General features: G+C 64.4%; 19 protein-coding genes and 1 pseudogene. 4 read left to right on the forward strand and 16 right to left on the reverse strand.

Annotated features, from left to right (window positions below; genetic code table 11):
* Positions 1–11: 11 nt before the first annotated feature.
* From ACLF6L_RS13165 to ACLF6L_RS13190, 6 genes are all read right to left on the reverse strand, one after another.
* On the reverse strand, positions 12–1,034 hold the full coding sequence (locus ACLF6L_RS13165) for an XrtA/PEP-CTERM system-associated ATPase (protein ID WP_238616207.1): 1,023 nt from the start codon (positions 1,032–1,034) through the stop codon (positions 12–14).
* A gap of 8 nt (positions 1,035–1,042) precedes the next feature.
* Positions 1,043–2,422, reverse strand: coding sequence for a TIGR03016 family PEP-CTERM system-associated outer membrane protein (locus ACLF6L_RS13170; protein WP_412851843.1), 1,380 nt, complete (start codon positions 2,420–2,422; stop codon positions 1,043–1,045).
* Positions 2,419–3,429, reverse strand: a complete 1,011-nt coding sequence (locus ACLF6L_RS13175; RefSeq protein ID WP_412851844.1) for an XrtA-associated tyrosine autokinase — start codon at positions 3,427–3,429, stop codon at positions 2,419–2,421. Before ACLF6L_RS13175 ends, ACLF6L_RS13170 begins: the two co-directional genes overlap by 4 nt.
* Positions 3,426–4,988 carry an XrtA system polysaccharide chain length determinant gene (locus ACLF6L_RS13180; protein WP_238616210.1) on the reverse strand — a complete coding sequence of 521 codons (1,563 nt, stop codon included), beginning with the start codon at positions 4,986–4,988 and terminating at the stop codon, positions 3,426–3,428. The genes ACLF6L_RS13175 and ACLF6L_RS13180 overlap by 4 nt, the downstream gene beginning before the upstream one ends.
* A gap of 77 nt (positions 4,989–5,065) precedes the next feature.
* Positions 5,066–5,689: an XrtA/PEP-CTERM system exopolysaccharide export protein gene (locus tag ACLF6L_RS13185; RefSeq protein WP_412851845.1), complete on the reverse strand. Its 624-nt coding sequence runs from the start codon at positions 5,687–5,689 to the stop codon at positions 5,066–5,068.
* A gap of 259 nt (positions 5,690–5,948) precedes the next feature.
* Positions 5,949–6,368 (reverse strand): OsmC family protein, encoded by a 420-nt coding sequence (locus ACLF6L_RS13190; RefSeq protein ID WP_008931859.1) that lies wholly within the window; start codon positions 6,366–6,368, stop codon positions 5,949–5,951.
* Positions 6,369–6,530: 162 nt separating this feature from the next.
* Here ACLF6L_RS13190 and crp point away from each other — a divergent pair, with 162 nt between their 5' ends.
* Positions 6,531–7,169, forward strand: a complete 639-nt coding sequence (gene crp / locus ACLF6L_RS13195) for a cAMP-activated global transcriptional regulator CRP (protein ID WP_040405292.1) — start codon at positions 6,531–6,533, stop codon at positions 7,167–7,169.
* Positions 7,170–7,179: 10 nt separating this feature from the next.
* On the opposite strand, the gene recQ is transcribed toward crp, so the two are convergent.
* The 3 genes from recQ to pepN all read right to left on the reverse strand — a co-directional run bounded on the left by recQ (position 7,180) and on the right by pepN (position 11,959).
* On the reverse strand, positions 7,180–8,991 hold the full coding sequence (recQ, locus tag ACLF6L_RS13200; RefSeq protein ID WP_412851846.1) for a DNA helicase RecQ: 1,812 nt from the start codon (positions 8,989–8,991) through the stop codon (positions 7,180–7,182).
* Between the two features lie 8 nt (positions 8,992–8,999).
* Positions 9,000–9,218 carry a DUF2061 domain-containing protein gene (locus tag ACLF6L_RS13205; RefSeq protein ID WP_412851847.1) on the reverse strand — a complete coding sequence of 73 codons (219 nt, stop codon included), beginning with the start codon at positions 9,216–9,218 and terminating at the stop codon, positions 9,000–9,002.
* A 110-nt stretch (positions 9,219–9,328) separates the two neighbouring features.
* On the reverse strand, positions 9,329–11,959 hold the full coding sequence (pepN, locus tag ACLF6L_RS13210) for an aminopeptidase N (protein ID WP_238616517.1): 2,631 nt from the start codon (positions 11,957–11,959) through the stop codon (positions 9,329–9,331).
* 146 nt (positions 11,960–12,105) lie between these two features.
* Between pepN and ACLF6L_RS13215 the strand changes: the two genes are divergently transcribed.
* Positions 12,106–12,423 (forward strand): BolA family protein, encoded by a 318-nt coding sequence (locus tag ACLF6L_RS13215; RefSeq protein WP_412851848.1) that lies wholly within the window; start codon positions 12,106–12,108, stop codon positions 12,421–12,423.
* 64 nt (positions 12,424–12,487) lie between these two features.
* Here ACLF6L_RS13215 and ACLF6L_RS13220 read toward each other — a convergent pair.
* The 4 genes and pseudogenes from ACLF6L_RS13220 to ACLF6L_RS13235 all read right to left on the reverse strand — a co-directional run.
* Positions 12,488–13,378: pseudogene (locus ACLF6L_RS13220) on the reverse strand (CobW family GTP-binding protein); the annotation flags it as partial.
* A 9-nt stretch (positions 13,379–13,387) separates the two neighbouring features.
* Entirely contained in the window at positions 13,388–15,568 is a 2,181-nt protein-coding gene (locus ACLF6L_RS13225; RefSeq protein ID WP_412851849.1) for an HAD-IIB family hydrolase, read from the reverse strand.
* A complete protein-coding gene (locus ACLF6L_RS13230; RefSeq protein WP_412851850.1) occupies positions 15,565–16,938 on the reverse strand; it encodes a glycoside hydrolase 100 family protein in 1,374 nt (457 codons plus the stop codon). Before ACLF6L_RS13230 ends, ACLF6L_RS13225 begins: the two co-directional genes overlap by 4 nt.
* Positions 16,939–16,957: 19 nt before the next feature.
* On the reverse strand, positions 16,958–18,037 hold the full coding sequence (locus tag ACLF6L_RS13235) for an EAL domain-containing protein (protein WP_238616217.1): 1,080 nt from the start codon (positions 18,035–18,037) through the stop codon (positions 16,958–16,960).
* Between the two features lie 253 nt (positions 18,038–18,290).
* Here ACLF6L_RS13235 and msrB point away from each other — a divergent pair, with 253 nt between their 5' ends.
* Complete coding sequence (msrB, locus tag ACLF6L_RS13240) at positions 18,291–18,689, forward strand: peptide-methionine (R)-S-oxide reductase MsrB (RefSeq protein WP_238616218.1); 399 nt, start codon at positions 18,291–18,293, stop codon at positions 18,687–18,689.
* Between the two features lie 19 nt (positions 18,690–18,708).
* On the opposite strand, the gene ACLF6L_RS13245 is transcribed toward msrB, so the two are convergent.
* On the reverse strand, positions 18,709–21,825 hold the full coding sequence (locus ACLF6L_RS13245; RefSeq protein WP_412851851.1) for an efflux RND transporter permease subunit: 3,117 nt from the start codon (positions 21,823–21,825) through the stop codon (positions 18,709–18,711).
* On the reverse strand, positions 21,822–22,904 hold the full coding sequence (locus ACLF6L_RS13250; protein ID WP_412851852.1) for an efflux RND transporter periplasmic adaptor subunit: 1,083 nt from the start codon (positions 22,902–22,904) through the stop codon (positions 21,822–21,824). The genes ACLF6L_RS13245 and ACLF6L_RS13250 overlap by 4 nt, the downstream gene beginning before the upstream one ends.
* Before the next feature lie 176 nt (positions 22,905–23,080).
* On the opposite strand from ACLF6L_RS13250, the gene ACLF6L_RS13255 reads away from it, so the two are divergent.
* The gene (locus tag ACLF6L_RS13255; RefSeq protein ID WP_412852792.1) at positions 23,081–23,236 is read left to right on the forward strand and encodes a zinc ribbon domain-containing protein; all 156 of its coding nucleotides are present in this window, start codon (positions 23,081–23,083) and stop codon (positions 23,234–23,236) included.
* 69 nt (positions 23,237–23,305) lie between these two features.
* Here the strand turns inward: ACLF6L_RS13255 and ACLF6L_RS13260 are convergent, their stop codons facing one another.
* Positions 23,306–24,313, reverse strand: coding sequence for a glutathione S-transferase family protein (locus ACLF6L_RS13260; protein ID WP_412851853.1), 1,008 nt, complete (start codon positions 24,311–24,313; stop codon positions 23,306–23,308).
* Positions 24,314–24,340: the final 27 nt, after the last annotated feature.

Below are 24,340 nucleotides of genomic sequence, written 5' to 3' on the forward strand. Positions count from 1 at the left end.
CTGCAAGAAGATCACTCCTTCATCAAATGTTTCACCGCCCGCCGCAGCAGGGAAACCTCCCGGTAAAAGGACTTCTCCAGGGACTGAATCCGGCTCTCCAGGGCGGACACCCGTAACTCGATGTTGCCCCAGGAGTAATGGGCGGGCAGGCCCTGACCGTCATAGATGCCCCGGTTCATGCCGTCTTCCACCGGACCGACACCCACCTCCTCCGGGATGGCGCTGATCTCTTCGCCCAGTTCCCGGGCCACGGCCTGGACCACTTCGGCATCGATCCCGTGACGTTCCTCCAGAAAGGCATACAGCAGCAACCGATCCGCCAGGCTGTTGATGCGACGGGGAATGCCCTGGGTCTGCCGGTAGATCTCGGCAAAGGCCTCGGTCTCGAAAGCCGGGTCGTTCTTCCAGCCCGCATGTTCCAGCCGGTAACGGATGTATTCCTCGGTCTCTTCCCGTGACAACGGCGTGAGGTGGCAGGCGGCGATGAAACGCTGGCGAAACTGTTCCAGCTCCGCCATCTGCAGGGTGCGCCGGAACTGATTCTGTCCCAACAGGAAGCTCTGCAACAGCGGCCGACCGGCAAGCTGGAAGTTGGACAGCATGCGCAACTCCTCCAGGGCATGGGGCGGCAGGTTCTGGGCCTCGTCGATCACCAGCAGAACCCGCTTGCCTTCCCGGGACTTGTCCACCAGAAAACGCTCGATGCGGGTGAGCAGGTTGGCCTTGCTGTCGCTGCCCACCTGCATGCCGAAGGCCATGGCCACCATGCGCAGCAGGTCGTCGGCGTGGAGCTGGGTGGTGACGATCTGGGCGGCAAAATAGTCCCGCTCGGAGATGTCGTTGAACAGCATGCGCACCAGGGTGGTCTTGCCCGTCCCCACATCGCCGGTGATGGCGATGAAGCCCTCTCCCTGACTCAGGCCGTACTGCAGATAGGCCAGGGCCCGCTTGTGGATGCGGCTACCGAAAAAGCACCGGGGGTCGGGGCTGAGCTGGAAGGGCTTGCGATCCAGTTTGAAATAGGCTTCGTACATGGGCGGCCCTAGAAGGTCCTGCTCAGGGTGGCGGTGACGCGGTTCTCCTGGTAATCGAAATCGTCCTGATTGGAGTCACGCTCCTGGTAGCGGTATTCAATGGCGGCGGAGGTGTTGGCACCCAGAGTCCGGCTCAGGCCGAGGCCCACGTTCCACAGGTCGTCCTTGCGGCTGTCCCGGTCGTAATCGGAGCGCTGCCACTGGGATGACAGGGTGGCCTGGGTACGCGGGGCGACCCGCCAGCCCAGGTTGGCGCTGACGCTGCTGATGTCCTCGTCACCACGGCCCTCCGTCTGATAGAGACGCTCTTCACGAGAGGCCGCCCCCCCCCAGGAAAGCTTGGAACGCTGTCCCGACGCCGAGATGGTGAGACGCTTGGAGATGTAGGTATCCGTGTCATCAGGCAGATTACCCCCACCATTGGCAGCATTTGCTCGAGCCAGGGACGTGATGGACTCGGAGTAGTTCACCTGCCAGGTCGCGTGCCGGAAACGATGGCTGAAGGTCAGACCGTAGGTATCATCGAAGAAACGTTCACCGTAGAAGGCATCCAGGCTGGTGCGGGGGCCGGGCAACCAGGTGAATCCGGCGCGCCAGAAGGTGTCATCCGGGTCCGCCGCTTCGGCGGCCCGATTGTACCGGTTGCGCTCATCCCCACCCGCCGCATAGACGCTGAACTGGGGGCTCAGATTCAGGCGTACCAATGCCTCCAGGGATTCCAGGGTCACATCGGTGCCATCGTCATAGGTGGACTCGTCCCAGGAATAAGACAACGTCCAGCCCACCGTGGTGAACCGGGGACCGCTGTTCAGGGTGGCCTGAATCCGCTGGTTCTCGCTGTTGTTGCTGGTGATCCCTCCGGACTGGTAGTCCACCTTGTCCCAGGCGTAACGCAGTTCCCCCGTGGCAAAACTGCCGAAGCCCTGGCGCCAGTAGGGGGACACGGAATAGCGGGCCACGTCGGAACGATCAGTGGTGGAGATGTTGTCACCGGCAAAACCGTCCCTGGAATCCCTCAACTGCTGCCCGTAACTGGCCGATGCATCGAGGAACAGGGTTTCACGGATCAGGGTGGTGGTGCTGGTACCCGCGAACTGATGATAGACGGTATTGCGACCGTCATCCTCCCAATAGGCCAGGCTCTGCAGGTTGTAGCCCAGGGAAAGATCGGTGCGCCCGCCGGATCGTTGTAGTGAAAAACCGGTATTGAGTTGGGAGACCGAATCACTTTCCTTGTCTTCGCTCCGGGGGACCAGATTCACGTTGTCCGTATAGGTCTGGGACACGGAGACACGGGGCGTGAAGTCCCAGCTACCGGCCTGGGCAGCGGCGCCGACATGCACCAGCACCAGGGAGCCTAACAGGGTGCCGAAGGGCTTGATTCTCATGCCGGCGTTTCCTTGGCGGTGCCGGACTTGCCGTGGTAACCGTAGCCGTAGCCATATCCATACCCGTAGTTGCCCAGGGTGCGGCGGACCTTGTTCAGCACCAGCCCGATGGGCTTGGAGGTATCCAGCATGGCCAGGGCATCCTTCACCGTACCTTGCAGGGTGCGGCTGGACTCGACCACGAACACGATCTGCCCCACCAGACCGGCCACCACCACCGACTCGCTGGTCAGCAGCAAGGGCGGGGAATCGAAGATCACCACCCGATCCGGGTAGCGCTCCGCCAGTTCCCGGGTGAGCCGAAGCATGTCTTCACTGGCCAGCAGTTCGTTGGAATGGGGATGGTAGCGTCCCATGGGGATGACCCGCAGCTTGGGGACATTGGTCTTGATGATCACATCCCCCACGTCCAGATCCTTGTCCAGCAGCAGGTCGATCAACCCGGGCCCCTGGGGCGTGCCGAGGACATGATGGACGCGGGCGCGCCCGACGTCGGCATCCACCAGCAGCACCGTCTTGTCCATTTCCATGGCGATGCTCATGGCCAGGTTGATGGCGGTGAAGGTCTTGCCTTCCCCCGACTTGGCGCTGGTTACCATAATGAGGTTGCCCTGATCGACCAGTTCGGCGCCGCGGCCGAAGGCATTGGCCAGCAACGGGCGCTTGATCATGCGGAATTCCTCCGAAACATGATTGCGTTCGGAGTTGGCGGTGATGAAGCCCTGTTCCCGCAGATGGGCCAGATTCAGCGCCACGTACCGATCCGAGGCCGGATCCACGTCCGGCGGTGGCAGCGGAATATCGGGCAGGGTGTCGAAGGGCGGCATGGGAGCCGAAACAGGCGCGGCTTCCCGTTGATCATCCGCCGTCTTGCGGCTGACCGCGGTGGTTATGGCTGGTGCCCGCGCTTCGGGTTCGGCGCGAGGCGGGTCACGGGTCTCGGGTCCGGCTTCCAGCCGGCGCACCGCCTTCTCGATGAGGCTCAAGTCGGTCTGTTTGTCGCTCATCCCAGCAGCCTCTCAACGATGGACAGGTGAATGCCGCCGGCAGCCACCACGGCAAAGTATGCCGCCAGCAACAGCCCTCCCACGCCGGCGAAGGATATCAGTTCGATCCGCTCCCGCAGGCGTCGCTTCGAACTGGTGAGCAGGCTCACCGTGCCCAGCACCGGGAAGCCGGTGACCTTGTTGAGGGAGCGGCGATTGTCGAAGACCGGTCGCAACTGACCGATCAGGAAGGCCAGGCCGCCGCCGATGCCCAGCCCCGCCAGCAGGGCCATGGAGAACATGGCGGGGCGATTGGGGGCGGATGGGGACGAGGGGACCCGAGCCGGCTCGATGACCCGGAACTGGACCTGCTCGCCACGCTCCTCGACGCTACGGCTCAGGGCGGCCGACTCCCGGCGACGCAGGAGCTGCTCGTACTGTTCACGGTTGACGTTGTAGTCCCGATCCAGCCGCGACATCTCCGCCTCGATGTCGGGGATGATGTCCACCAGACGCTGCAGTTCCGCCACCTGACTCTGGTGCTGCTGCAAGCGGACCCGCAGGCTGGCGATTTCCACGTCCGCGTTGGACAGGGTCATGCGCATCTGCTGATACACCGGGTTGGTATCCAGTTGCTCCATGCTGGGACCGCTCTGGCGGGCCAGACGGATCTCCTCCTCCCTCTGGACCTGCAGATCCTCAATGGTGCGGCGGATGCTCTGAATGTCCGGATGCCGTTCCGTGAAGGTCAGCAACAGTTCGTCCAGGCGGGCCTGAAGGTTCTGAATACGGGCATCAATGGCCGCCGTCGCCTGAGTGGTCCGGGTGCCACCCATGATGCCGAACGTGGGTTCTTCACCGATCAATTGTCGCCGAATTTCCTCGCGGCGATTTTCCGCCTCTCTCAGACGCAGCTGGGTTTCCTCCAGCAGGCTTTGGGCCTGCTGGAGGCGGGAGTAGTAGTTTCCTCGATCCCCCGGTAGCAGACCGACGTTGTCACGACGAAAGTCCGCCAGACGCCGCTCCGCGGCAGCCAAGCGCTGCTCAAGCTCCCGGATCTGCTGATCCAGGAAGCGCCGTGCCACGTCGGTATCCGTCCGGGTATCCCCCAGCGCACCTTCCACGAAACGGTTCAGCAGGGCCTGGACCACGTCATAGGCATGCCGCGGATTGCCGTGGGTGTAGGCGATGGTGTAGACGTTGTCCTGGCGGCCCGCGGAAATACTGATACCACTGCGCAGCTGACCGACGATCCGCTGCATGTCCGCATCGGTGTGGGCCTGAAGGTGCAGATCCGTGGCCCGAGCCACCTCTTCCAGGTTGGGGCCGGTCAGCATGGTGCGGGTCATGAAGGCCACCCGCTGGGAGACGTTGGTGTCCACCGCCAGGCCCCGGAGCAGGGGACGGAGCATGGATTCCGTATCCACGTGTACCTGAGCGGAAGCGCGGTACTGATCCGGCAGCTGGGAGACATAGAGCCAACCGGCCATGCTCACCCCCCAGGCAACCACCAGGACCACCCAGCGATAGCGCCAGATGTCGCGCAAGTAGCCCAGGATCTGAGAGATGATTTCCTGCATGGCGGTCTCCTCGCCTTCACATACCGCGGGACGCCGAACCGGCGTCCGTATTACCGACGTGCGGGGGTAAGTCTATCTTAGAACCAGGACTCGGGAATGATGAGGATATCGCCGGGCAGCACGGCCACATTGGCCTCGATATCCCCCTTGTTGATCAGGTCATTGATGCGGACCCCGAGCTGCCGAGCTTCGCCGTTGATGTTGCGCACGATGGAGGCCCGGTTGCCGGCGGCAAACTCCGTCACGCCGCCCACGGCGATCATGACATCCAGCAGGGTCATGTTTTCGTTATAGGGAATGGCCTGGGGGTTGGCCGCCTGCCCCACCACCCGGATCTGCTGGTCATAGGGTCCGCGGAAACCGGTGACGATCACGGTGACCACCGGGTCACGCACATAGACGGAGAGCACTTCCTCCATGTCCCGGGCCAGCTGGGTCGGGGTCTTGTTGGCGGCGGGGACATCTTCGATGAGGGGAGTGGTGATCTTGCCGTCGGGGCGGACCGGCACCGACATGGACAACTCGGGCTGGCGCCAGACGAAGATGTTGACGTTGTCGCCCGGTCCGATGATGTAGTCAGGACTGCCGGCGAAATCCACGGCTTCCAGGGGGGGATGTCTGGTGGCACAACCGCTGAGCACCAGGATCAGCAACGAAACGACGAGAAGACCGATACAGCCTGACAGGCGATGCTTGTTCACGTGCTCCTCCTTTTCACGGACCCAGGTCCGCTGGGCAATCCGGCAGTCGCGGGGACTGGCTCTGAATCAGGCTTGAGTACAGCCGACCCAATCAGCAAATGCCCCTTGAAAAGGAGCATAAGTGAGAACTGCGTCACAAATCAACAGACCGGTAACTGATGGTTATCACTTTCCAGCGATGATTTACCGGCCCACGGCGTCACCTTACCCACAGCCTTGGCGCAGTTTATCACCGCGCCCTTCCCTCCCGGTAGACGGATCACTCCGGCTCCCGAATCTCGAAATCATGGGTGATCTCGGCGGTCCTGCCCAACATGATCGAGGCGGAGCAGTACTTTTCCGCGGACAATTCAACCGCACGGGCCACCTGCTTTTCGGCAAGATTGCGGCCGGTGACGATGTAATGGGCATGGATGCGGGTGAACACCTTGGGGTGTTCCTCGGCCCGCTCGGCCTCCAGCATCACTTCGCAGTCCGTGATGGCCTGGCGGGACTTCTGCAGGATCTGCACCACATCGAAGGCGGAACACCCGCCCATGCCCATCAGCAGCATTTCCATGGGACGCGGCCCCAGATCCCGTCCACCGAACTCCGGCGGTCCGTCCATGACCACGGCATGACCACTGCCGGATTCGGCCACGAAGGTCATGTGATCCACCCATTTCACTCTTGATTTCATCTGCATGATTTCCCTTGGAACAAGGCTGACGCCCCTCTGATTCGACAAGGTGGGGGCTTTACCATAAACTGTGGCGGGGTAAAAACAATAATCATGATCCCCGACACTACAATCCGTCACCCCACGACGGCACCCCACCGGTCCTTCTCTACGAGGTGGACAATGAGCATGTTGCCAAGGCAAAAGCAGATGCCTGACCCGGCGCTGGAAAAACTGCTGTCTCATTGCCATCGGCGGCAATACCCCGCACGCTCCACCGTCATTCACGCGGGGGATCGACCGGAGACGCTGTACTATATCATCCAGGGTTCGGTCAGCGTGACCATAGAGGACGAGCACGGCCATGAAATCGTGCTGGCCTATCTCAATCCCGGTCAGTTTTTCGGTGAAATGGGCATCTTTGCCTCCCAGGCCCGCAGTGCCGGCGTGGTGACCCGCGCCCCCACCGAAACCGCCGAGATCCACTACCCCAAATTCCTTGACCTGGCCATGCAGGACCCGCAGATCATGTTTCTGCTGGCCACCCAGTTGGCGGCCCGGTTGCGGGAAACCAGCCGCAAGGTGATCGATCTGGCCTTTCTGGATGTCACCGGACGCATCGCCCGCACCCTGATGGAACTGGCCCAGCAGCCCGATGCCATGACCCACCCCGAAGGGATGCAGATCCGCATCACCCGGCAGGAACTGGCCAAGATCGTGGGCTGCTCCCGGGAAATGGCCGGCCGGGTGCTCAAGGAACTGGAGGAGAAGGGCCTGATCACGGCCCACGGCAAGACCATCGTGGTATTCAACGCCCGCTGAGTCCGCCCCGCTACGCTTCCGCTTCCCGGATCACTTCCAGGAACGCCAGCCCGTAGGACTCCAGCTTTTTCTCTCCCACCCCGGAGATGCCCGCCATGGCCGCCAGGCTGTGGGGGCGCACCTGGGCCATTTCCTGCAGGGTGGCGTCATTGAATACCATGTAGGGCGGCACGCCCTGCTCATCCGCCAGCCGGCGACGGCAACCGCGCAATGCCTCGAACAGGCGCTGATCCTCGGGGCTGTCCAGTTGCAGCGCCCTTGAGCGGCGTGGCTCCCGGCTGATCCGGGTGGGGACGGTCTCCTTGCGCAGCATCAGGGGAACCTCCCCCCGCAGCACGGGGCGACAGGACGGATTCAGGTGCAGTCCTCCGTGCCCTTCCAGATCCACCGTGAGCAGGCCGCGGGCGATGAGCTGGCGAAAAATCCCCCGCCACTCGTTCACGGTCAGATCACGACCGATGCCGAAAACACTGAGCCGATCATGGCCGAACCCCCGGATGCGCTCGTCCTCCTTGCCCCTGAGCACGTCCACCAGATAATTCACGCCGAAACGCTGCCCGGTACGATGGACACAGGACAGGGCCATCTGGGCCGGCACCGTCGCGTCCCAGGTTTGCGGCGGCTCAAGACAGTTATCACAGTTACCGCAGGGTTCGGCGAGCGGTTCTCCGAAATAGGGCAACAGGGTCTGGCGACGGCAGGTGACGGTCTCGCACAGCCCGAGCATGGCATCCAGCTTGTGAGGCTCGACCCGCTTGTGGGATTCATCGGCGTCGGAAGCATCCACCATCTGCCGCAGGGTGATCACGTCCTGCAGGCCGTAGCTCATCCAGGCATCCGCCGCCAGCCCGTCTCGCCCGGCACGGCCGGTCTCCTGATAGTAGGCCTCGATGCTTTTGGGCAGGTTCAGGTGGGCCACGAAACGGACATTGGGCTTGTCGATGCCCATGCCGAAGGCGATGGTGGCGACGATGATGATGCCTTCCTCGTTGAGAAAGCGCCGCTGATGGGCTTCGCGCATCTCCGCGGGCAGACCGGCATGGTAGGGCAAGGCGGTGAGTCCCTGTCCGGTGAGCCACTCGGCCACCTCCTCCACCCGTTTGCGGGATAGACAATAGACAATGCCCGCCTCGTCCGGATGGGTGTCGCGGATGAAGCGCAGCAACTCCCGTCGGGCATTGCCGGCGGACTGGTTGATGCGATAGCGGATGTTGGGGCGATCGAAGCCGCTGATGAACGCCCGGGCCTGATCCAGACACAGGCGGGCACGGATCTCCCCGCGGGTACGGGCATCGGCGGTGGCGGTGAGGGCGATGCGCGGCACCCGGGGCCAGCGCTCGGCCAGCAGGGAAAGCTTGATGTATTCGGGGCGAAAGTCATGGCCCCACTGGGAGACGCAATGGGCCTCGTCGATGGCAAAGAGATTGACGCAGACCCGGTCAAGGAGGTTCAGGGTACGTTCGGTCAGAAGACGCTCCGGAGCGACGTACAACAAATCCAACCGCCCATCCAGCAGCTGGGTTTCCACCGCCCTGGCTTCATCCGACGCAAGAGTGGAATTGAGGTAGGCGGCGCGCACCCCGGCCTGCCGCAGGGCGGCCACCTGGTCCTGCATGAGGGCGATGAGGGGAGAGACCACGACGCCGGTGCCGGGCAGGGCCATGGCCGGGATCTGGTAGCAGAGGGACTTGCCGCCGCCGGTGGGCATCAGCACCAGGGCGTCCATGCCCTGCAACAGGGTCCGGATGACCTCGTCCTGGGGGGAACGGAAGCGGTCGTAGCCGAAGGTGTTGCGAAGAATCTCCAGGGGTTTTTTGTCCATCTGACTCCTCAGACAGGAACCCGGGCGACACCAGCGGCCTGATCGCGGGCGGCGCGGCGGGCACGGATACGATCCCAGACCTTTTCATGGAAGTGATAGGCCACGGTGTTGATCATCGGTTCGATCAAGGCGGCGAGTCCACCGATCACGAGACTGCCGGTCAGGACGTAGACCACGGCAAAGGCGACGGTGAAGTGTACAACGGCGAAGCTGGCGGTCTTGATCATGGCGGCGTCTCCCGAATCTGATGTGTCCTTGATTGAGAGACTAAACAAATGCGAATGATTATTGAAATTGATTCTTACAATATCCCCGATAGAAGTACCGAATAACAGCTTCAATCCAGACTCCGCGAGGCGACCTCGTACACGTCCCGGGACAGTCCGGGATGGGCCACGATCCGCTCCAGACAGCGCCGCATTGAGCCTTGACGCTCCTCGTCAAAACGCCGCCAGCGACTCAGACTGGTCACCAGCCGAGCCGCGATCTGCGGGTTGAGGGCGTCCAGTTCCAGGACGCTGTCGGTAATCAGCCCGTGACCGGACCCATCCAGGGCGTGGAAATGCACCGGGTTGGCCATGGCAAAGGTCCCCAGCACCGCCCTCACCCGGTTGGGATTGCGGATGCTGAAACCGGGGTGGGACATCAGTCCCCGCACCCGATCCAGCGCGCCCGGGGCCGCATCCATCGCCTGCAGGCCGAACCACTTGTCCAACACCAGGGGATCGTCGCGCCAGCGGGCCTCGAAATGGGCCAGGGCCTGGTCACGGGCCTCCCCAGGGCAGTCCAGCAACGCCCGCAGGGCGCCCATGGCATCGGTCATGTTGTCGGCGGACCCATAATGGGTCCGGGCCAGGGCCACCGCCTCGGCCTCGCCGGAGGCGCACAGATAGGCCAAGCACAGGTTGCACAGACGGCGGCGTCCCATGGCCGTCGCATCCATGCCTTGCGCCCCCGCCGTGGCCTCATAGACGGCACGGAACCGATCCCCCAGGGCGGCGCCCAGGGCCTGGCGCAGGAACTGTCGGGCCTGATGGATCGCATCCACGTCCACCACCGCCATCTGCTCCGCCAGATAGCCTTCTCCCGGCAGGGTAAGGGCCTCGGCCACCAGGGCGGCGTCCAGCGCCCCGTTGGCCAGCACCTGGCCGAAAGCCTGCGCAAAACGGGCATCCAGCGTCAGGGGTTGCCCCGCTTGGACGGCCTCGATCAGTCCCTGCAGTACCTTCAGGGCAAACTGCTGGCCCGCCTCCCAACGGTTGAAGTCGTCCGTGTCATGGGCCATGAGGAAGGCCAGCTGCGCATCGGTGTAGGGGAAGCGCAGATTCACCGGCGCCGAGAATCCCCGCAACAGCGAGGGGACCGGCAACTCCGGCACGTCCTGGAACACGAAGACATGGGTGGGCGCGGTCAGCTCCAGGGTGCGCTCACCGGCAACGGCACTGTCCTCCCCCTCCAGGCGCAGGGGGATCTCCTGCCCCCGGGCATCCAGCAGGGCCATGACCAGGGGAATGTGCAGGGGCAGCTTTTCCGGCTGGCCCTTGGTGGGAAGGCAGGACTGGCGCACCGTGAGCCGGTAGGTGGCGGTCCGCGGGTCATGCTCCCCGGTCGCCTCCAGCAACGGCGTTCCGGCCTGGTCATACCAGCGGCGGAACCGGGAAAGATCCCGGGCATTGGCATCCTCCATGGCCTTGACGAAATCGTCCGTGGTCACCGCCTGACCATCGTGACGGTCGAAATAGAGGTCCAGCCCGCGGCGGAATCCTTCACGACCCAGCAGGGTCTGGATCATGCGCACCACCTCGGCACCCTTTTCATACACGGTCATGGTGTAGAAGTTGTTGATCTCGATGTAGGACTGGGGCCGCACCGGGTGGGCCATGGGACCGGCGTCCTCGGGGAACTGCAGGGTGCGCAGGCGCTGGACATCCTGGATCCGCTTGACCGCCCGCAGGCTTTGGTCAGCGGTGAATTCCTGGTCGCGAAAGACGGTGAGGCCTTCCTTGAGGGAGAGCTGGAACCAGTCGCGGCAGGTGACCCGGTTGCCGGACCAGTTGTGGAAATATTCGTGGGCGATGACGCTCTCGATGGCCACGAAGTCGTCGTCGGTGGCGGTATCCGGACGGGCCAGCACGTACTTGGAATTGAAGACGTTGAGTCCCTTGTTCTCCATGGCCCCCATGTTGAAGTCGTCCACCGCCACGATCATGTAGATGTCCAGATCGTATTCCCGGCCGAAGGTGTCCTCGTCCCAGCGCATGGATGCCTGCAGGGAGCGCATGGCGTGATCGCATTTGTCCAGGTTGTGACGCTGCACGTAGATGCGCAGGTCCACCTCCCGTCCGGTTCGGGTGGTGAAGCCGTCCCGCCGGCAGACCAGGTCCCCCGCCACCAGGGCAAACAGATAGCTGGGCTTGGGGAAGGGATCGTGCCAGACGGCGAAATGACGCCCCTCGGGCAGGTCGCCGCTGTCGGTGAGATTGCCGTTGGAGAGCAGCACGGGATAGCGGGCCTTGTCGGCCTCGATGCGCACCGTGTAGACGGCCATCACGTCGGGCCGGTCCAGGAACCAGGTGATGCGACGGAACCCTTCCGCCTCGCACTGGGTGCAGAAGTTGCCGCCGGAGACATACAGCCCCTCCAGCGCCGTGTTGGCCGCCGGGGCAATGCCCGTCTCCAGGCTGAGTTCACAGCGCTCGGGCAGATCGTGCAGGGTCAGGGTCTCGCCCTCCAGATGATAGTCACCCGGCTGCAGGGGACGGTCATCCAGGCGGATGTCGTGGAGCACCAGATCCTGGCCGTTGAGTGACAGGGGAGCCTCCCCGTGGCCGTTGCGCGCCAGGGTCAGGCGGGATCTGACCCGGGTATCCTCCGGATCCAGCACGAAGCACAGGTCCACCGAAAGGATGCGCCACCGGGGGGGTGCGTAGTCCTTGAGATGAATGGCGGCGGGGGCGGTTTCTTTCATCATTTTGCGCGAACAACCGGGTTGGGCGTGTGCCTGACTTCCATGGTGCACTATAGCGTTTTGAGATGGGGGGCGTCCAAGCTTGCCAAACGGACGCCCCTTGATGATCATAGCCCCATACCCGACTATTGCACCAGGATATGACCATGAGCATGCAGGCAAGCATCGAGCAGACATTGTTCGAGGGGCTGGACCCGGTTCATCTGGAAGTGGTGAACGAGAGCGACAAGCACAACGTGCCGCCGGGTTCCGAATCCCATTTCAGGATCATCGTCGCCTCACCCCGGTTCGAGGGCCTGCGCCTGCTGGCAAGGCATCGTCAGGTCCATGGTCTGCTGGCGCGGGAGTTGTCCGGGGGCATCCACGCCCTGGCGCTGCATACCCTGACGCCGGAGGAGTGGACGGCCCGGGAAGGTCGGGTGGCCGAGTCTCCCCCGTGCCTGGGTGGGGGGAAGCGGCGCTGATCGCCCCCCGGAACCCGGCCTCGATGGCAACCCAGTCCATGGCGGCTGTCGGCGCGATGCACTCCACCCGACTGTCACGGCGCCAAGCCACCGGCTCGGCGCTGAAACGTCCTTCCGCCCAGTCGAAGCGCTGCCATTCCCGGCCGGTGCGCAATACTCCCTTGGCCCGGATCAGGTCCCGCCAGGGCGGGGCCGCGAACAGTGCCTGCACCCGCGACAGGTCGAAGCGCTGTGCGTGGTCGAAGTGCCAGCCCCGGGCGGTGTCCGCTGGCGGGGCCTGGACGGCACGGCCCAGCGGAAGCAGGACCGGCCCGGACACCCCCCCCGCAACCGGCAAATCCAGCACCGCCGCGTCCACCTCGCCCCGCCGGGCATGAATGATTGCCCGCTTGGGTGGGTACAGGCCCTTGAGGTAATCCTCCACGGCCTGGATCTGTTGCGGGGTGGCAACGTCCGTCTTGTTGATGATCACCACATCCGCCAAGCTGATCTGGTCCCGGTAGATGGCTGAACGGGACAGACGATCCGCGGAAAAACCGCCGGGATCGACCACGCAGAGGCTGTTGCCCAGGGTGACCGCCCGGGCCAGCCAGGGGTCCCGCAGGGTGTCGATGATGCCGGCGGGATGCCCAAGGCCCGTGGGTTCCAGCAACAGCCGGTCAGGCCGAATCTGCCGCAGCAGACGGGTGAGGGCCACCCGCAGGCTCATGGCGCCGGTACAGCAGATGCAGCCACCGGATACCTCCCGTACCGCCACGCTGTCGCCACCCGCCGACGAGACCAGCGCGCCATCGATGCCCACTTCCCCGAACTCGTTCACCAGCACCGCCCAGCGCTCGTGGGCAGGACGCCGGCCCAGCAGGTGCAGCACCGTGGTGGTCTTGCCGGCGCCCAGAAAGCCGGTGATCAGGTTCAGGGTGGTGACGGAGGGTGTCGGGTCATCCGGTGGGGTCATGGCAGCCGGTCACTCCTCATCGTCATCCCCGGGCACCCCGCAGCGGCCGAAGAAGTCGTAGTGATCGAAGGCCTCCGCGATGCCGCCCGCATGGGTGGCATCGGCGAAGTACACCCGTCGGAAGCCGTAGAGATGTTCCAGTTCGGGCTGGTGATTGCCGACCACCACGCCCAGGGTACTGCCCCGCAGCATGTCCTCGTCATTGCCCGAGTCCCCCGCCACCAGGGTGTGGTCCAGGGGGATACCCCACTTGTCGGCGAAGTAGCGCACGGCAAAGCCCTTGGAAGCCCGCACCGGCAGCAGATCCAGGAAATGATCATGGGAATAGATGATGTTGGCGTGCAGATCTTCCTGATGCAGCAGTCGCTCGATCTCCTTCATGCCGGGGGCCTTGGCCGGGTCGACGAAGAAACTGAGCTTGTGGCGGCGCTGATCCTCCGTCGGCTGCAGGGTGATGCCCGGCAGGTCCAGCAACAGGCGGCGCAGGGCCTCCGGGTTCCAGCGGTGATCGATGTGGCGGGACCAGCCCTGGTCCTCGGTCATCTCCGGGCCGTAATGGATCTCGGCGCCCACGGAAGTGATCATCACGTCCGGCGTGGGCACGCCCCATTCCTTGAGTACCTGGATGGCCGAGTCCAGGCGACGACCGGTGGCAATGCCGAAGGCCACCCCCCTGCCCCGCTCCTTGAGCCGTTGCAACATCACCCGCAGGGAGCCCCGGTCACCCAGCAGGGTGTTGTCGATGTCGGAAATCAGTGCCCGATCCGCTTGGGACAGTTTGCCGGAGAGACGCTGCTGCCCCCGGCGATGGCGGCTGGCCTCCCGGCGCAGCCCCTTGAGCCGCTTGATGTAATTCTCCGCGTGACCTTCCCAGGCATAGTGCCGGCGCACTCCCTTGAGACCGTTGTCGGACAGGCGCTTCCAGCGGTCGGGGTCCACGAGGATGCCGTGGATGGCCTCCGCCATGGCCCGGCAGTCCAGGGGGTGCACCAGTTCCCCGTTGTTGCAGTGGGCCAGGATGTCCCGGGGACCGCCGTCTTCCGTGGCCACGATGGGGGCGCCGCTGGCGGAAGCCTCGATCAGGGTCAGACCGAAGGGTTCGGTCAGGGCCGGATTGACGAAGACGCCCCGGGTGCGGGTCACCAAGCGGTAGAGATCGGGCACATCGTCGGCCGCATGATGCTTGGGGAAGGCTACGGCGCCGTAGAGGTCATGGTCGTCGATGAGCATCATCACCTCGGTGAGGACATCCCGCGGCCCCTTGTCCATCTCGCGGATGCTGTCCCGGTTGCCGGCGACGATGACCAGGTTGGCGATCTTGCGCAGTGCCGGATGTTCGGCATAGGCCTTGACCAGGGTGGGAATGTTCTTGCGCTCGTCGGGTCGGGACAGGGCCATGATCATGGGCTTGTCCGGGTCCGCGAGAAAGCGCTTGAGGGTCTGGTAAATGGCTGGACGGGGGGCTCGGGCCCGGGGGGGATGGAACCGGCTCAGGTCCGTGCCCGGCGGGATCACCACCATGCGTTCCGGGCGGTAATGGTCGTAGAGGGCATATTGTTCCTCCACCTCCTGCCGGGTGCTGGCAATGACCATGTAGGCGTTGCCCAGGACCTCCTCCTCGGCCTCGATGCGGCGACCGATGTGGTAGCGGCGCTCGATCTCGTCCGCCGTGGCGCCCTTCTCCAGCAGGCGCTCCCGCTTGACCCGACCCAGGGAATGACCGGTCTGCACCAGCGGCACTCCCATCAGGTTGGCCACCCGCACCGCCACGTGCCCGGCATCGGCATAGTGGCCGTGCACCACGTCCGGCATCAGGCCCACCTGACGGATGTGCTTGATGGCGTTGTCGGCAAAGCAGTCCAGATAGGGCCAGAGCTTTTCCTTGCGCAAATAACGGCGTGGGCCGCAGTCCAGGCGGATGATCCGCACCCCGTTGCCCAGGTCTTCTTCCGGCTGGGCATAGTCGTCGGACACCCGGTTGTCCACCACCCGGCGGGTGAGCAGGTCGACGCGCCCCACTTCGGGGTGGGCGCCCAGGGCACGGGCCAGTTCCACCACGTACTTGATCTGTCCGCCGGTGTCGGCATCGCGTCCCAGTTCCAGGTCATCCCCACGGACCAGGCCGTGGATGCTGATCAGGACGATATACAGGCCCTCGCCCTGACGGGCCTTGCTTTGGGTTTTCTTCATCGTTTCTCGTATCCCTTGAGGCTCAAGACGTCCAGGGTGGACGGGTCCTCGATGAACTTGTGTGACAGGATCAGCGCGGTGGCCGACCAGGTCTGATTGAAGTTGGAGCGGCGGCCGATGAGACGGCCGTTGCGCCCGTCGTAGTATTCGGGCCAGCCGTTGGCGTAGAGACGGGGGGCGGCGGTGTCATGGGCACGGCGGGCCAGGTCTTCCCGCCCGGCGTGGAGGGCGGCGGCGACGAAGGCCCACAGCAGGGCCGGCCAGTTGCCGCCGTTGTGATAGGACCAGGGGATGTTCTTGGGATCGGAACCGGTCATCAGCCGCCATTCATCCCCTTCCATGGCGGGGAAACAGATCTTCACCGGCATCATCCCCGCCAGATCGCTCCAGCGCTGGTCGAACAGGGCCATGATGCGCCGCCCCTGCTCCGGGTCCGCCAGACCGAACAGCACCGCCAGCAGGTTGCCCAGGGAGAAGAAGCGAAAATCCATCCGTCCCGGTCCCAGGTTGCCCACCAGATAGCCGGTCTGCGGGGGCAACCAGTCGCTGACCCAGTCGGGAATGCTCTCCGGATGGATATTCAGGGCATTTTCCGAATCATGGCCGAAGATCTCGGTCCGGTAGCGATGGATCCGGTTGAGTCGATCCTCGTCCAGCCAGTAATAGTGGCGCACATACTCGGTGAGCTGGTCCAGACGCTTGCACGACTGCTGATGGATGGCCTGGCTTTCCGCGTCTTCCGGGTCCAACAGCTCCAGGGCCGCCCGCAGGGCGCCGAAGAACAGGGACTGGATTTCCAGGGGGTGACCGTAGACCCCCATGCGCCGGTCGATCATGAACGAGCCGTCGGGCACCAGCAGGGTCGGGAAGATCTCGAAGCGATCCTGCAGGCAGATGTTGAGGATCATGCGCACGCCCCGGCGGCACTCCGGAGAACGGGTGAAGGCGGTATCTCCGCTGACCCGCTCATAGGCCACCAGCAGGATCAGCCACCACATCATGGAATCCACCGGCGCCACCCGGCCGATGGCCCGGTCACCGAAATCGGTGTGGATCTCCTCCTCCCCGGCCTCGTTGCACAGCACCCGGAAACTGGCGGGCATCACCTTGGCCACCGCCCGGTGACCCTCCACCTCTTCCTGCTGATCCCGCAGCTTGAGCACCAGGGCCAGAAAGTCGCGGACAATGTCGTGGCGACCGTCCAGCAGGAACACCAGGCCGGAGGGCACGAAGTCGCGGACGAAACAGTCGGCGTAATTCTCGGCGGGGGCATGGGCATCGAGGCTGGCGATGGTCCCGACCACCCGGCCCTGATAATGCACCTGGGAGGCCTCCAGGAGGCGGTAGGCGGAGCTGATGGGGTCGGTCAAGCGGGGGTCTCCCTCGTCGTCATCTCGGGTCTTCGGGCACCTCGGGGGCCGGCGGCGGTGTCGCCGGACGGGCAAACAGATAGCCCTGTACATAGTCCACCCGCCGGCCACGCAGCCAGTCCCATTCGGCACGGGTTTCCACGCCCTCGGCGATGGTGGCGATGTCCAGTTCGCCGGCCATTTCGATCAGCTTGGCCAGCACCTTCTGGCGGAAGGGGTCCTGGTCGATCCCTTTCACCATAGCACGATCGAACTTGACGAAATCCGGCCGCAACTCCGCCAGCAGGTTGAGGGAGGCATAGCCGGCGCCCAGATCGTCCAGTGCCACGCGAAAGCCGGCCTCGCGATAGAAATCCACGATCCGGCGCAGGTGGGCGGTGTCGGAGACGGCCTCGGTTTCCACCACTTCGAACACGAAACGCTGCGGATCGGCGCCAAGCCGGCGGACTTCGTTCAGGGTGGTCTGGAGACAGTAGGCCGGATCGTAGATGGTGGTGGGATTGAAATTGATGAAGATATTGCAGCGGATGTTGTGACCCGTCGCCTGACGAATGGCATTGATGCGGGCGGTCCGGTCAAGCTGGAACATGAGGCGGGCGGCCCTGGCCTGCTCCAGCAACCGATCCGGATAGATGAGCGAGTGTTCCCCGGGGCTTTGTCCGCGCATGAGGGATTCGTAGGCGAAGATCTGATCCGGGCGCCGGGTATGGACGATGGGCTGGAAATGGAACACCAGGCTTTCCGTCTCGATGATGTCCACCAGCCAGCCGCTGCAGGCCCGCGCCAGCAGGGCGTGCAGGCTCTGGGTACGGGGCAGATGGGCGATGCCGAAGGATTGATCCTCGGGCAGCAAGGCGGCCTGACAGTCCCGGATCTCGGCCTCGCTCAACTGATCCTTGAGCCGTTGGGCCAGCGGCTGCAGATCACCGTTGCCCAGGCGGATCTCCAGAACCCCTTCGATGCCGTTGTGAACCGGATAGCCCTGGGCCTGCAGGTGTTTGTGGAGTGCCTTGAGGGTGTGGGACAGGAACGGCGCCAGATAGAGCCGCCCCGGTCCGGGTTCACAGCGCTCGATGATCTGGCAGTCTTGGCATGTCATGGCGGACACCTCATCCCAGGGAGTCTTTCCCTGCCCGGCACTGTCCCAATGTGATGAACACTCACTGCGCACTCCCTATCTGGAGAAAGGTCCCGACAGATCGTCCGTGGACGAACCGGCCTTGACATTCTTTCCGGCCATTCTCCCCCGTGGGGCGGGCGAAGGCAGCCCCTCCAGGGTGGATAGGGAAGCGTGGCGATATGATCATAACCGATCCCGGATGGGGATCAAAAAACGACGAGGTGTCTGCATCATGAACGAGAAGGTGAGCAAGTCCGAGGCCCAGTGGCGTGCCGAACTGACGCCGGAGCAGTATCGCGTCACCCGGGAGGCGGGCACGGAACGGGCCTTCACCGGCTGTTTCCATGATCACAAGGCCGCGGGGGTATATCACTGCATCTGCTGTGATGCCCCGCTGTTCAACAGTGATCACAAGTACGACTCGGGTAGCGGCTGGCCCAGCTACTGGCAGCCAGTGAGTGAATCGGCCCTGGAACGGCACGAGGATCGCAGCCTGTTCATGACCCGAGTGGAGGTGCGCTGCGCCGGCTGCGATGCCCATCTGGGGCATGTGTTCGAGGACGGCCCACCGCCGACCGGGCTGCGCTACTGCATCAACTCGGCGGCATTGCGGTTTCAGGGGGCGGAATAGCCCCCATCTCCCCGGCACCTCAAACCCCGGCTTCCCCATGTTGCCGGTCCAGTTCGTCGATGCGCCGCCCGGTCTCGCCCGGCGAGCTGGTGTTGCGGGCCAGGGTCTGGTAGGCCACCGGCACCACGAACAGGGTGAACAGGGTGGCGAACAGCACGCCGGCAAACACCACGGTGCCGATCACGAACCGGCTCTCCGCACCCGGACCGCTGGCCAGGATCAGCGGCAGGGTGCCCATCACCGTGGTGAAGGCCGTCATCAGCACCGGCCGTAGCCGGATCTGCGCCGCCTCCACCAGGGCCTCCCGGAACTCACGTCCGGTGTCCCGCAACTGGTTGGTGAACTCCACGATCAGAATGCCGTTCTTGGCCGCCAGACCGATGAGCATGACGATCCCGATCTGGCTGTAGATGTTGAGGGTCTGGCCGGTCAGCAGCAGTCCCACCAGCGCCCCCACCACCGCCAGCGGCACGGTGGTGAGGATCACCGCCGGCTGGACGAAGCTCTCGAACTGGGCCGCCAGCACCAAAAACACCACCACCAAGGCCAGCACGAAGATGAACAGGATGGCACCACCCGCCTCCTTGAACTCCAGGGATTCCCCCTTGTAGTCGATGCGTGCCTCCGCCGGCAGTTCCTCCGCGGCGATACGCTCCAGGTACTCCAGGGCCTCCCCCAGGGTGTAGCCCGGGGCCAGACCCGCGGTGATGGTGATGGCGCGCATGCGGTTGTAGCGGCTCAAAGTGGCCGCGTCCGCCTGCTCCACGAAACTCACCACGTTGGACAGGGGAATCAGCGCCCCCGTGGTGGTGGAGCGCACGTAGATGTTGCGGATGTCGTCGGGGGTCCGGCGCTGATCCGGTATCCCCTCCAGGATCACGTCATACTCCTCGCCCCGGTCGATGTAGGTGGTCACCCGCCGCGAGCCCAGCACCGTTTCCAGGGTCCGGCCGATACTCTCGAAGGACACCCCCAGATCCGCCGCCCGGTCCTTGTCGATGGTCACCATGAGCTGGGGCCGGGTTTCCTTGAAATCGGAATCCAGATTTCTCAGGTTGGGGTTTTCCGAAGCCCGTTCGATGATCAGGTCCCGCCATTCCACCAGTTCATCATAGCTGGGACCACCGATGACGAACTGGACCGGCTGGCCCACCCGGCGCCCGCCCAACCCCTGGCGCATGACGGTGATGGCCCGCACGTCCGGGATCTGGGCCAGTTCGGCGGACAGGGCGCTCATGATCTCCCAGGCGGAGCGCTCACGATCGTTCCAGTGGGCCAGCACCACGATGCCGAAACCGTTGTTCACCGCCTCCGCGCCGCCGAAGCCCCGCGGGGTGCGGGCCAGCACCCGGATGGCCTCGCCGGATTCGATCAAGGGCATGAGCCGGGCCTCCACCTGGCGCATCTGGGACTGCATGTGCTCGTAGCCCGCCCCCTCCGGGCCGTCCACCAGGACGAAGAAGGCCCCCCGGTCTTCCGGCGGGGCGTATTCGTTGGGAATGCGCTCCACCAGACTGATGATGGCCACCAGCATGGCCACCATGACCACCCCGGTCACCACCGGCACCTTGAGGGAACCCCGCAGCGCCTTGCCGTAGAGGGCCGACAGACGATCAAAGGTCACCGCCATGACATGATTCAGCCCGGTCTTGCCGGTATCCTTGCGGATCAGACGGGCACACATCACCGGCGACAGGGTCAGGGCCACGATGCTGGAAAAGGCCACCGCCGCCGCCATGGCCAGGGCGAACTCGGTGAACAGACGCCCGATATTGCCCTCCAGGAAGGCCAGGGGCACGAACACGGAGATGAGAACCAGGGTGGTGGCCACCACCGCAAAACCCACCTGCCGTGCCCCCCGGTAGGCCGCCAGCAGGGGCGGCTCGCCGGCCTCGATGCGCCGATGGATGTTCTCCAGCACCACGATGGCATCGTCCACCACCAGGCCGATGGCCAGCACCAACGCCAGCAGGGTGAGCAGGTTGACGGAAAAACCCAGGGCATAGAGGGCGATGAAGGCCGCCGTGAGGGAGACCGGCACGGTCACCGCCGGCACCAGCATGGCCCGCACGCTGCCCAGGAACAGGTAGATCACCAGGATCACCACCAGCATGGCAATGAACAGGGTGGTGAACACCTCCTTGATGGCACCGTCGATGAACACCGAGGTGTCATAGCTCATGGCGATGCGGGTGCCTTCCGGCAGGGTGGGGTTGATCAGGTCCACTTCCGCCCGCACCGCCCGGGACACGGCCAGGGTGTTGGCGGTGGACTGCTGGATGATGCCCAGGCCCACCATGTCCTCGCCGTTGCCGCGCAGTTCGGTACGATCGTTCTCCGGTCCCACCGCCACCCGGGCCACCTCCCCCAGGCGGACCAGGTGGCCGTCATCCCCGCGCCGGATCACCAGGCGGGCAAAATCGTCGGCGCTCTGATAGCCGCGGGCCAGGCGCACGTTGAACTCCCGCTGCAGGGAGTCCACCCGTCCGGCGGGGAGTTCCACGTTTTCCCGCCGCAGGGCGGACTCCACGTCCTCCACCGTCAGGCCCCGGGCGGCCAGGGCCTCCCGGTCCAGCCAGATGCGCATGGCATACCGCTTGGCGCCGCCGATCCGGATCAGGGCCACCCCGTCCACGGTGGACAGGCGGTCCACCAGGTAGCGCTCGGCATAATCGGTGAGTTGCAGGCCGTCCATGTGTTCGCTGGCCAGATTGAGCCACATGATGGGATCGGCGTTGGTATCCGCCTTGAACACCTGGGGCGGGTCCGCCTCGTCCGGCAGCTGTCGCAGCACCCGGGCCACCGCCTCGCGCACGTCATTGGCGGCGGCGTCGATGTCCCGGTTGATCTGGAATTCGATGGTGAGGCGGGACTGGCCGTCGATGCTCTCCGAGGAGATCCACTTGATCCCCTCGATGCCGCTGACCCGGTCCTCGATGAGCTGGGTGATCTTGGTCTCGACGATGGCGGCGTTGGCGCCCCGATAATCGGTCTGCACCGTCACCACCGGCGGGTTGATATCCGGATATTCCCGCAGGGGCAGACGATCAAAGGACAACACCCCGAAGGTGACCAGCAACAGGCTGATCACCACGGCCAGGACCGGCCGGCGGTTGGCAACATCGGAAAGGATCATGAGCGGCCACCCATGGGCTGGTATTCACGCACCACCTCCACGGCGCTGCCGGGGCGGATGCGGACCGTGCCTTCCTGGACCACCCGGGTTCCGGCTTCCAGGCCGTCCAGGATTTCCACGTAGCCTGGCACCCGTCGACCGGCCTCCACATCCTGTCGACGCACCCGGTCCTCGTCGGTGACCACGAAGACGTAGTGCTGATCCCGCACCTGCATCAGGGCCGATTCGGGAATGGACAGGGATTCCATCTGGTCCTTGACCAGGGTGACGGTCAGGAGCATGCCGGGGCGCAAGGCGCCGTCGGGGTTGGGGATGGCGGCACGCACCATGGCGGCGCGGGTGCCGGGGTCGACCCGGGTGTCCACGCTGGTGACCTCGCCCTGGAAGGTGCGATCCCGGTAGGCGGCACTGCGGGCCTCGATGCGCTGTCCCGAGGCCACCCCGGGCAGGAAGGTTTCCGGCACGCTGAAGTCCAGCTTGATGACGCTGATGTCATCCAGGGTGGTGATGACGGTACCCGGCGTGACCAGGGCACCGAGGCTGACGCGACGAAAACCCACCACACCGTCGAAGGGGGCACGAATCACCCGGTCGGCCACCCGGACCTGGGCCGCCTCCAGCCGGGCCTGGGCCTCGCTCAGGCGGGACTGCTGCTCGTCCAGGCGCTGCCGGGGCAGGTTGCGGTCGGCCACCAGGCCGCGGATGCGCTCCAGCTCCCGACGCTGTTCCTCCACGCTGACCTGCCGCTCGCGGGCCTCGGCCATCTCCTCGGCGGCCGCCAGACGCACCAGTACCTGGCCGCGGCTCACCCGCTGACCGTCGCTGAATTCGATGCTCTCCACCGGCGAGGTGATGCGGGCGGTGATTTCCACCGACTCATTGGCGCGGGCGGTGCCGAGGGATTCCAGACTGGTTTCAAAGTAGCGCTGGGCCACGGGGGCCACCACCACCGGCACCGGTCCCTGGGCACCGCGGGCCGGCGGCGGCGCGGCGGCGTGATCCGCCAGGATCACGTAGGCAACCCCCGCCAGGATGGCCAGGGTCAGGATGCCCGGGGCGATCAATGTCTTTCCAGTCACCAAAATTGCGCGAGAAGCCCCCGGCTTCAGCCGTGAGGAGGGATAGCGCTCGCCGAAGGCGGATTTTGCTATAATGGAGAACAACCCAACTCCAATACAAGGCGATAACGCGGGGAGTTTGGTTTGAGGAAATCGACGAGTCATATACCACCTAAGCCTGTTCGTGCTGTAGTCATATTGGCAACAGTAGTCCGAAGGGTAGGACAGGACTTGGAATAAGAGAATGGACCTGTCAGGCGTGTGGTACGCGCCATGACCGCGACATCAATACCGCAAGGAACATTCTCGCGCTTGGGCACAAGCGTCTCGGAGGAGGAATCCCCCGACTTTAGACGTGGGGAGGGTGTCAAGTTCAGTCCTCGGCAAAATCGAACCCCTCCGCCAGGGACGGAAGGGGGCAATCAATCCTTCTCCCCCGAGGGGAGAAGTGAATCAATGCGATCACGGCCATGGGGCGCCATGAAATCCAGCGCCGGGCCGCGGGGGATGATACCACCGGGATTCAGATGCTCATGACTGCCGTAGTAATGGGTCTTGATGTGATCCATGTTCACGGTCTCCGCCACCCCCCGCACCTGATACAGCTCCCGGGTGTACGCCCATAGATTCGGATAGTCCACCAGTCGCTGCCGGTTGCACTTGAAATGGCTGTAATACACCGCGTCAAAGCGCACCAGGGTGGTGAACAGGCGCCAGTCCGCCTCGGTGATTCGGTCACCCACCAGATACCGCTGTCGGGACAGCCGCGCCTCCAGCCAGTCGAGGGTCTCGAACAGACGGTCGAAGGCCCGCTCATAGGCGGCCTGCTCGGTGGCGAACCCGGCCCGGTACACACCATTGTTCAACGTGTCATAGACCCTTTGGTTGACAGCATCGATCTGTCCCCGCAGGGCCTCGGGATAGAAGTCCACGTGCTGATCCGTATGCGCTTCGAAGGCGCTGTTGAACATGCGGATGATCTCGGAAGACTCGTTGTTGACGATGGTCCGGCGATGCCGGTCCCAGAGGGTGGGCACGGTGACGATGCCGGTGTATTCCGGATCCGCCAGGGTATAGGCCTGATGCAGGTATTCAAAGCCGTTGACGTGATCTTCCGTGGCCCCCGGCCAGGGCTGAAAGCGCCAGCCCTGCTCCAGCATGAACGGGTTCACCACCGAGACGCCGATGACATCTTCCAGCCCCTTGAGGGCACGGAAGATCAGGGTGCGGTGCGCCCAGGGGCAGGCCAGGGACACATAAAGATGATAACGGCCGGGTTCCGCGGGAAAGCCGCCCTCGCCGGTCGGCCCGGGCGCACCGTCGGGGGTGATCCAGTGCCGGAACAGCGAGTCCTTGCGAATGAATTCACCGTCCTCGGTTTCCTCGGCCAGCCAGTCGCTGCGCAGCTGGCCCTTGATGAGCAGGCTCATGACGTCTCCTGAAAATGGGGAATGGGA

Origin of the sequence: Ectothiorhodospira shaposhnikovii, assembly GCF_047222355.1 — a bacterium.
GTDB lineage: Bacteria > Pseudomonadota > Gammaproteobacteria > Ectothiorhodospirales > Ectothiorhodospiraceae > Ectothiorhodospira.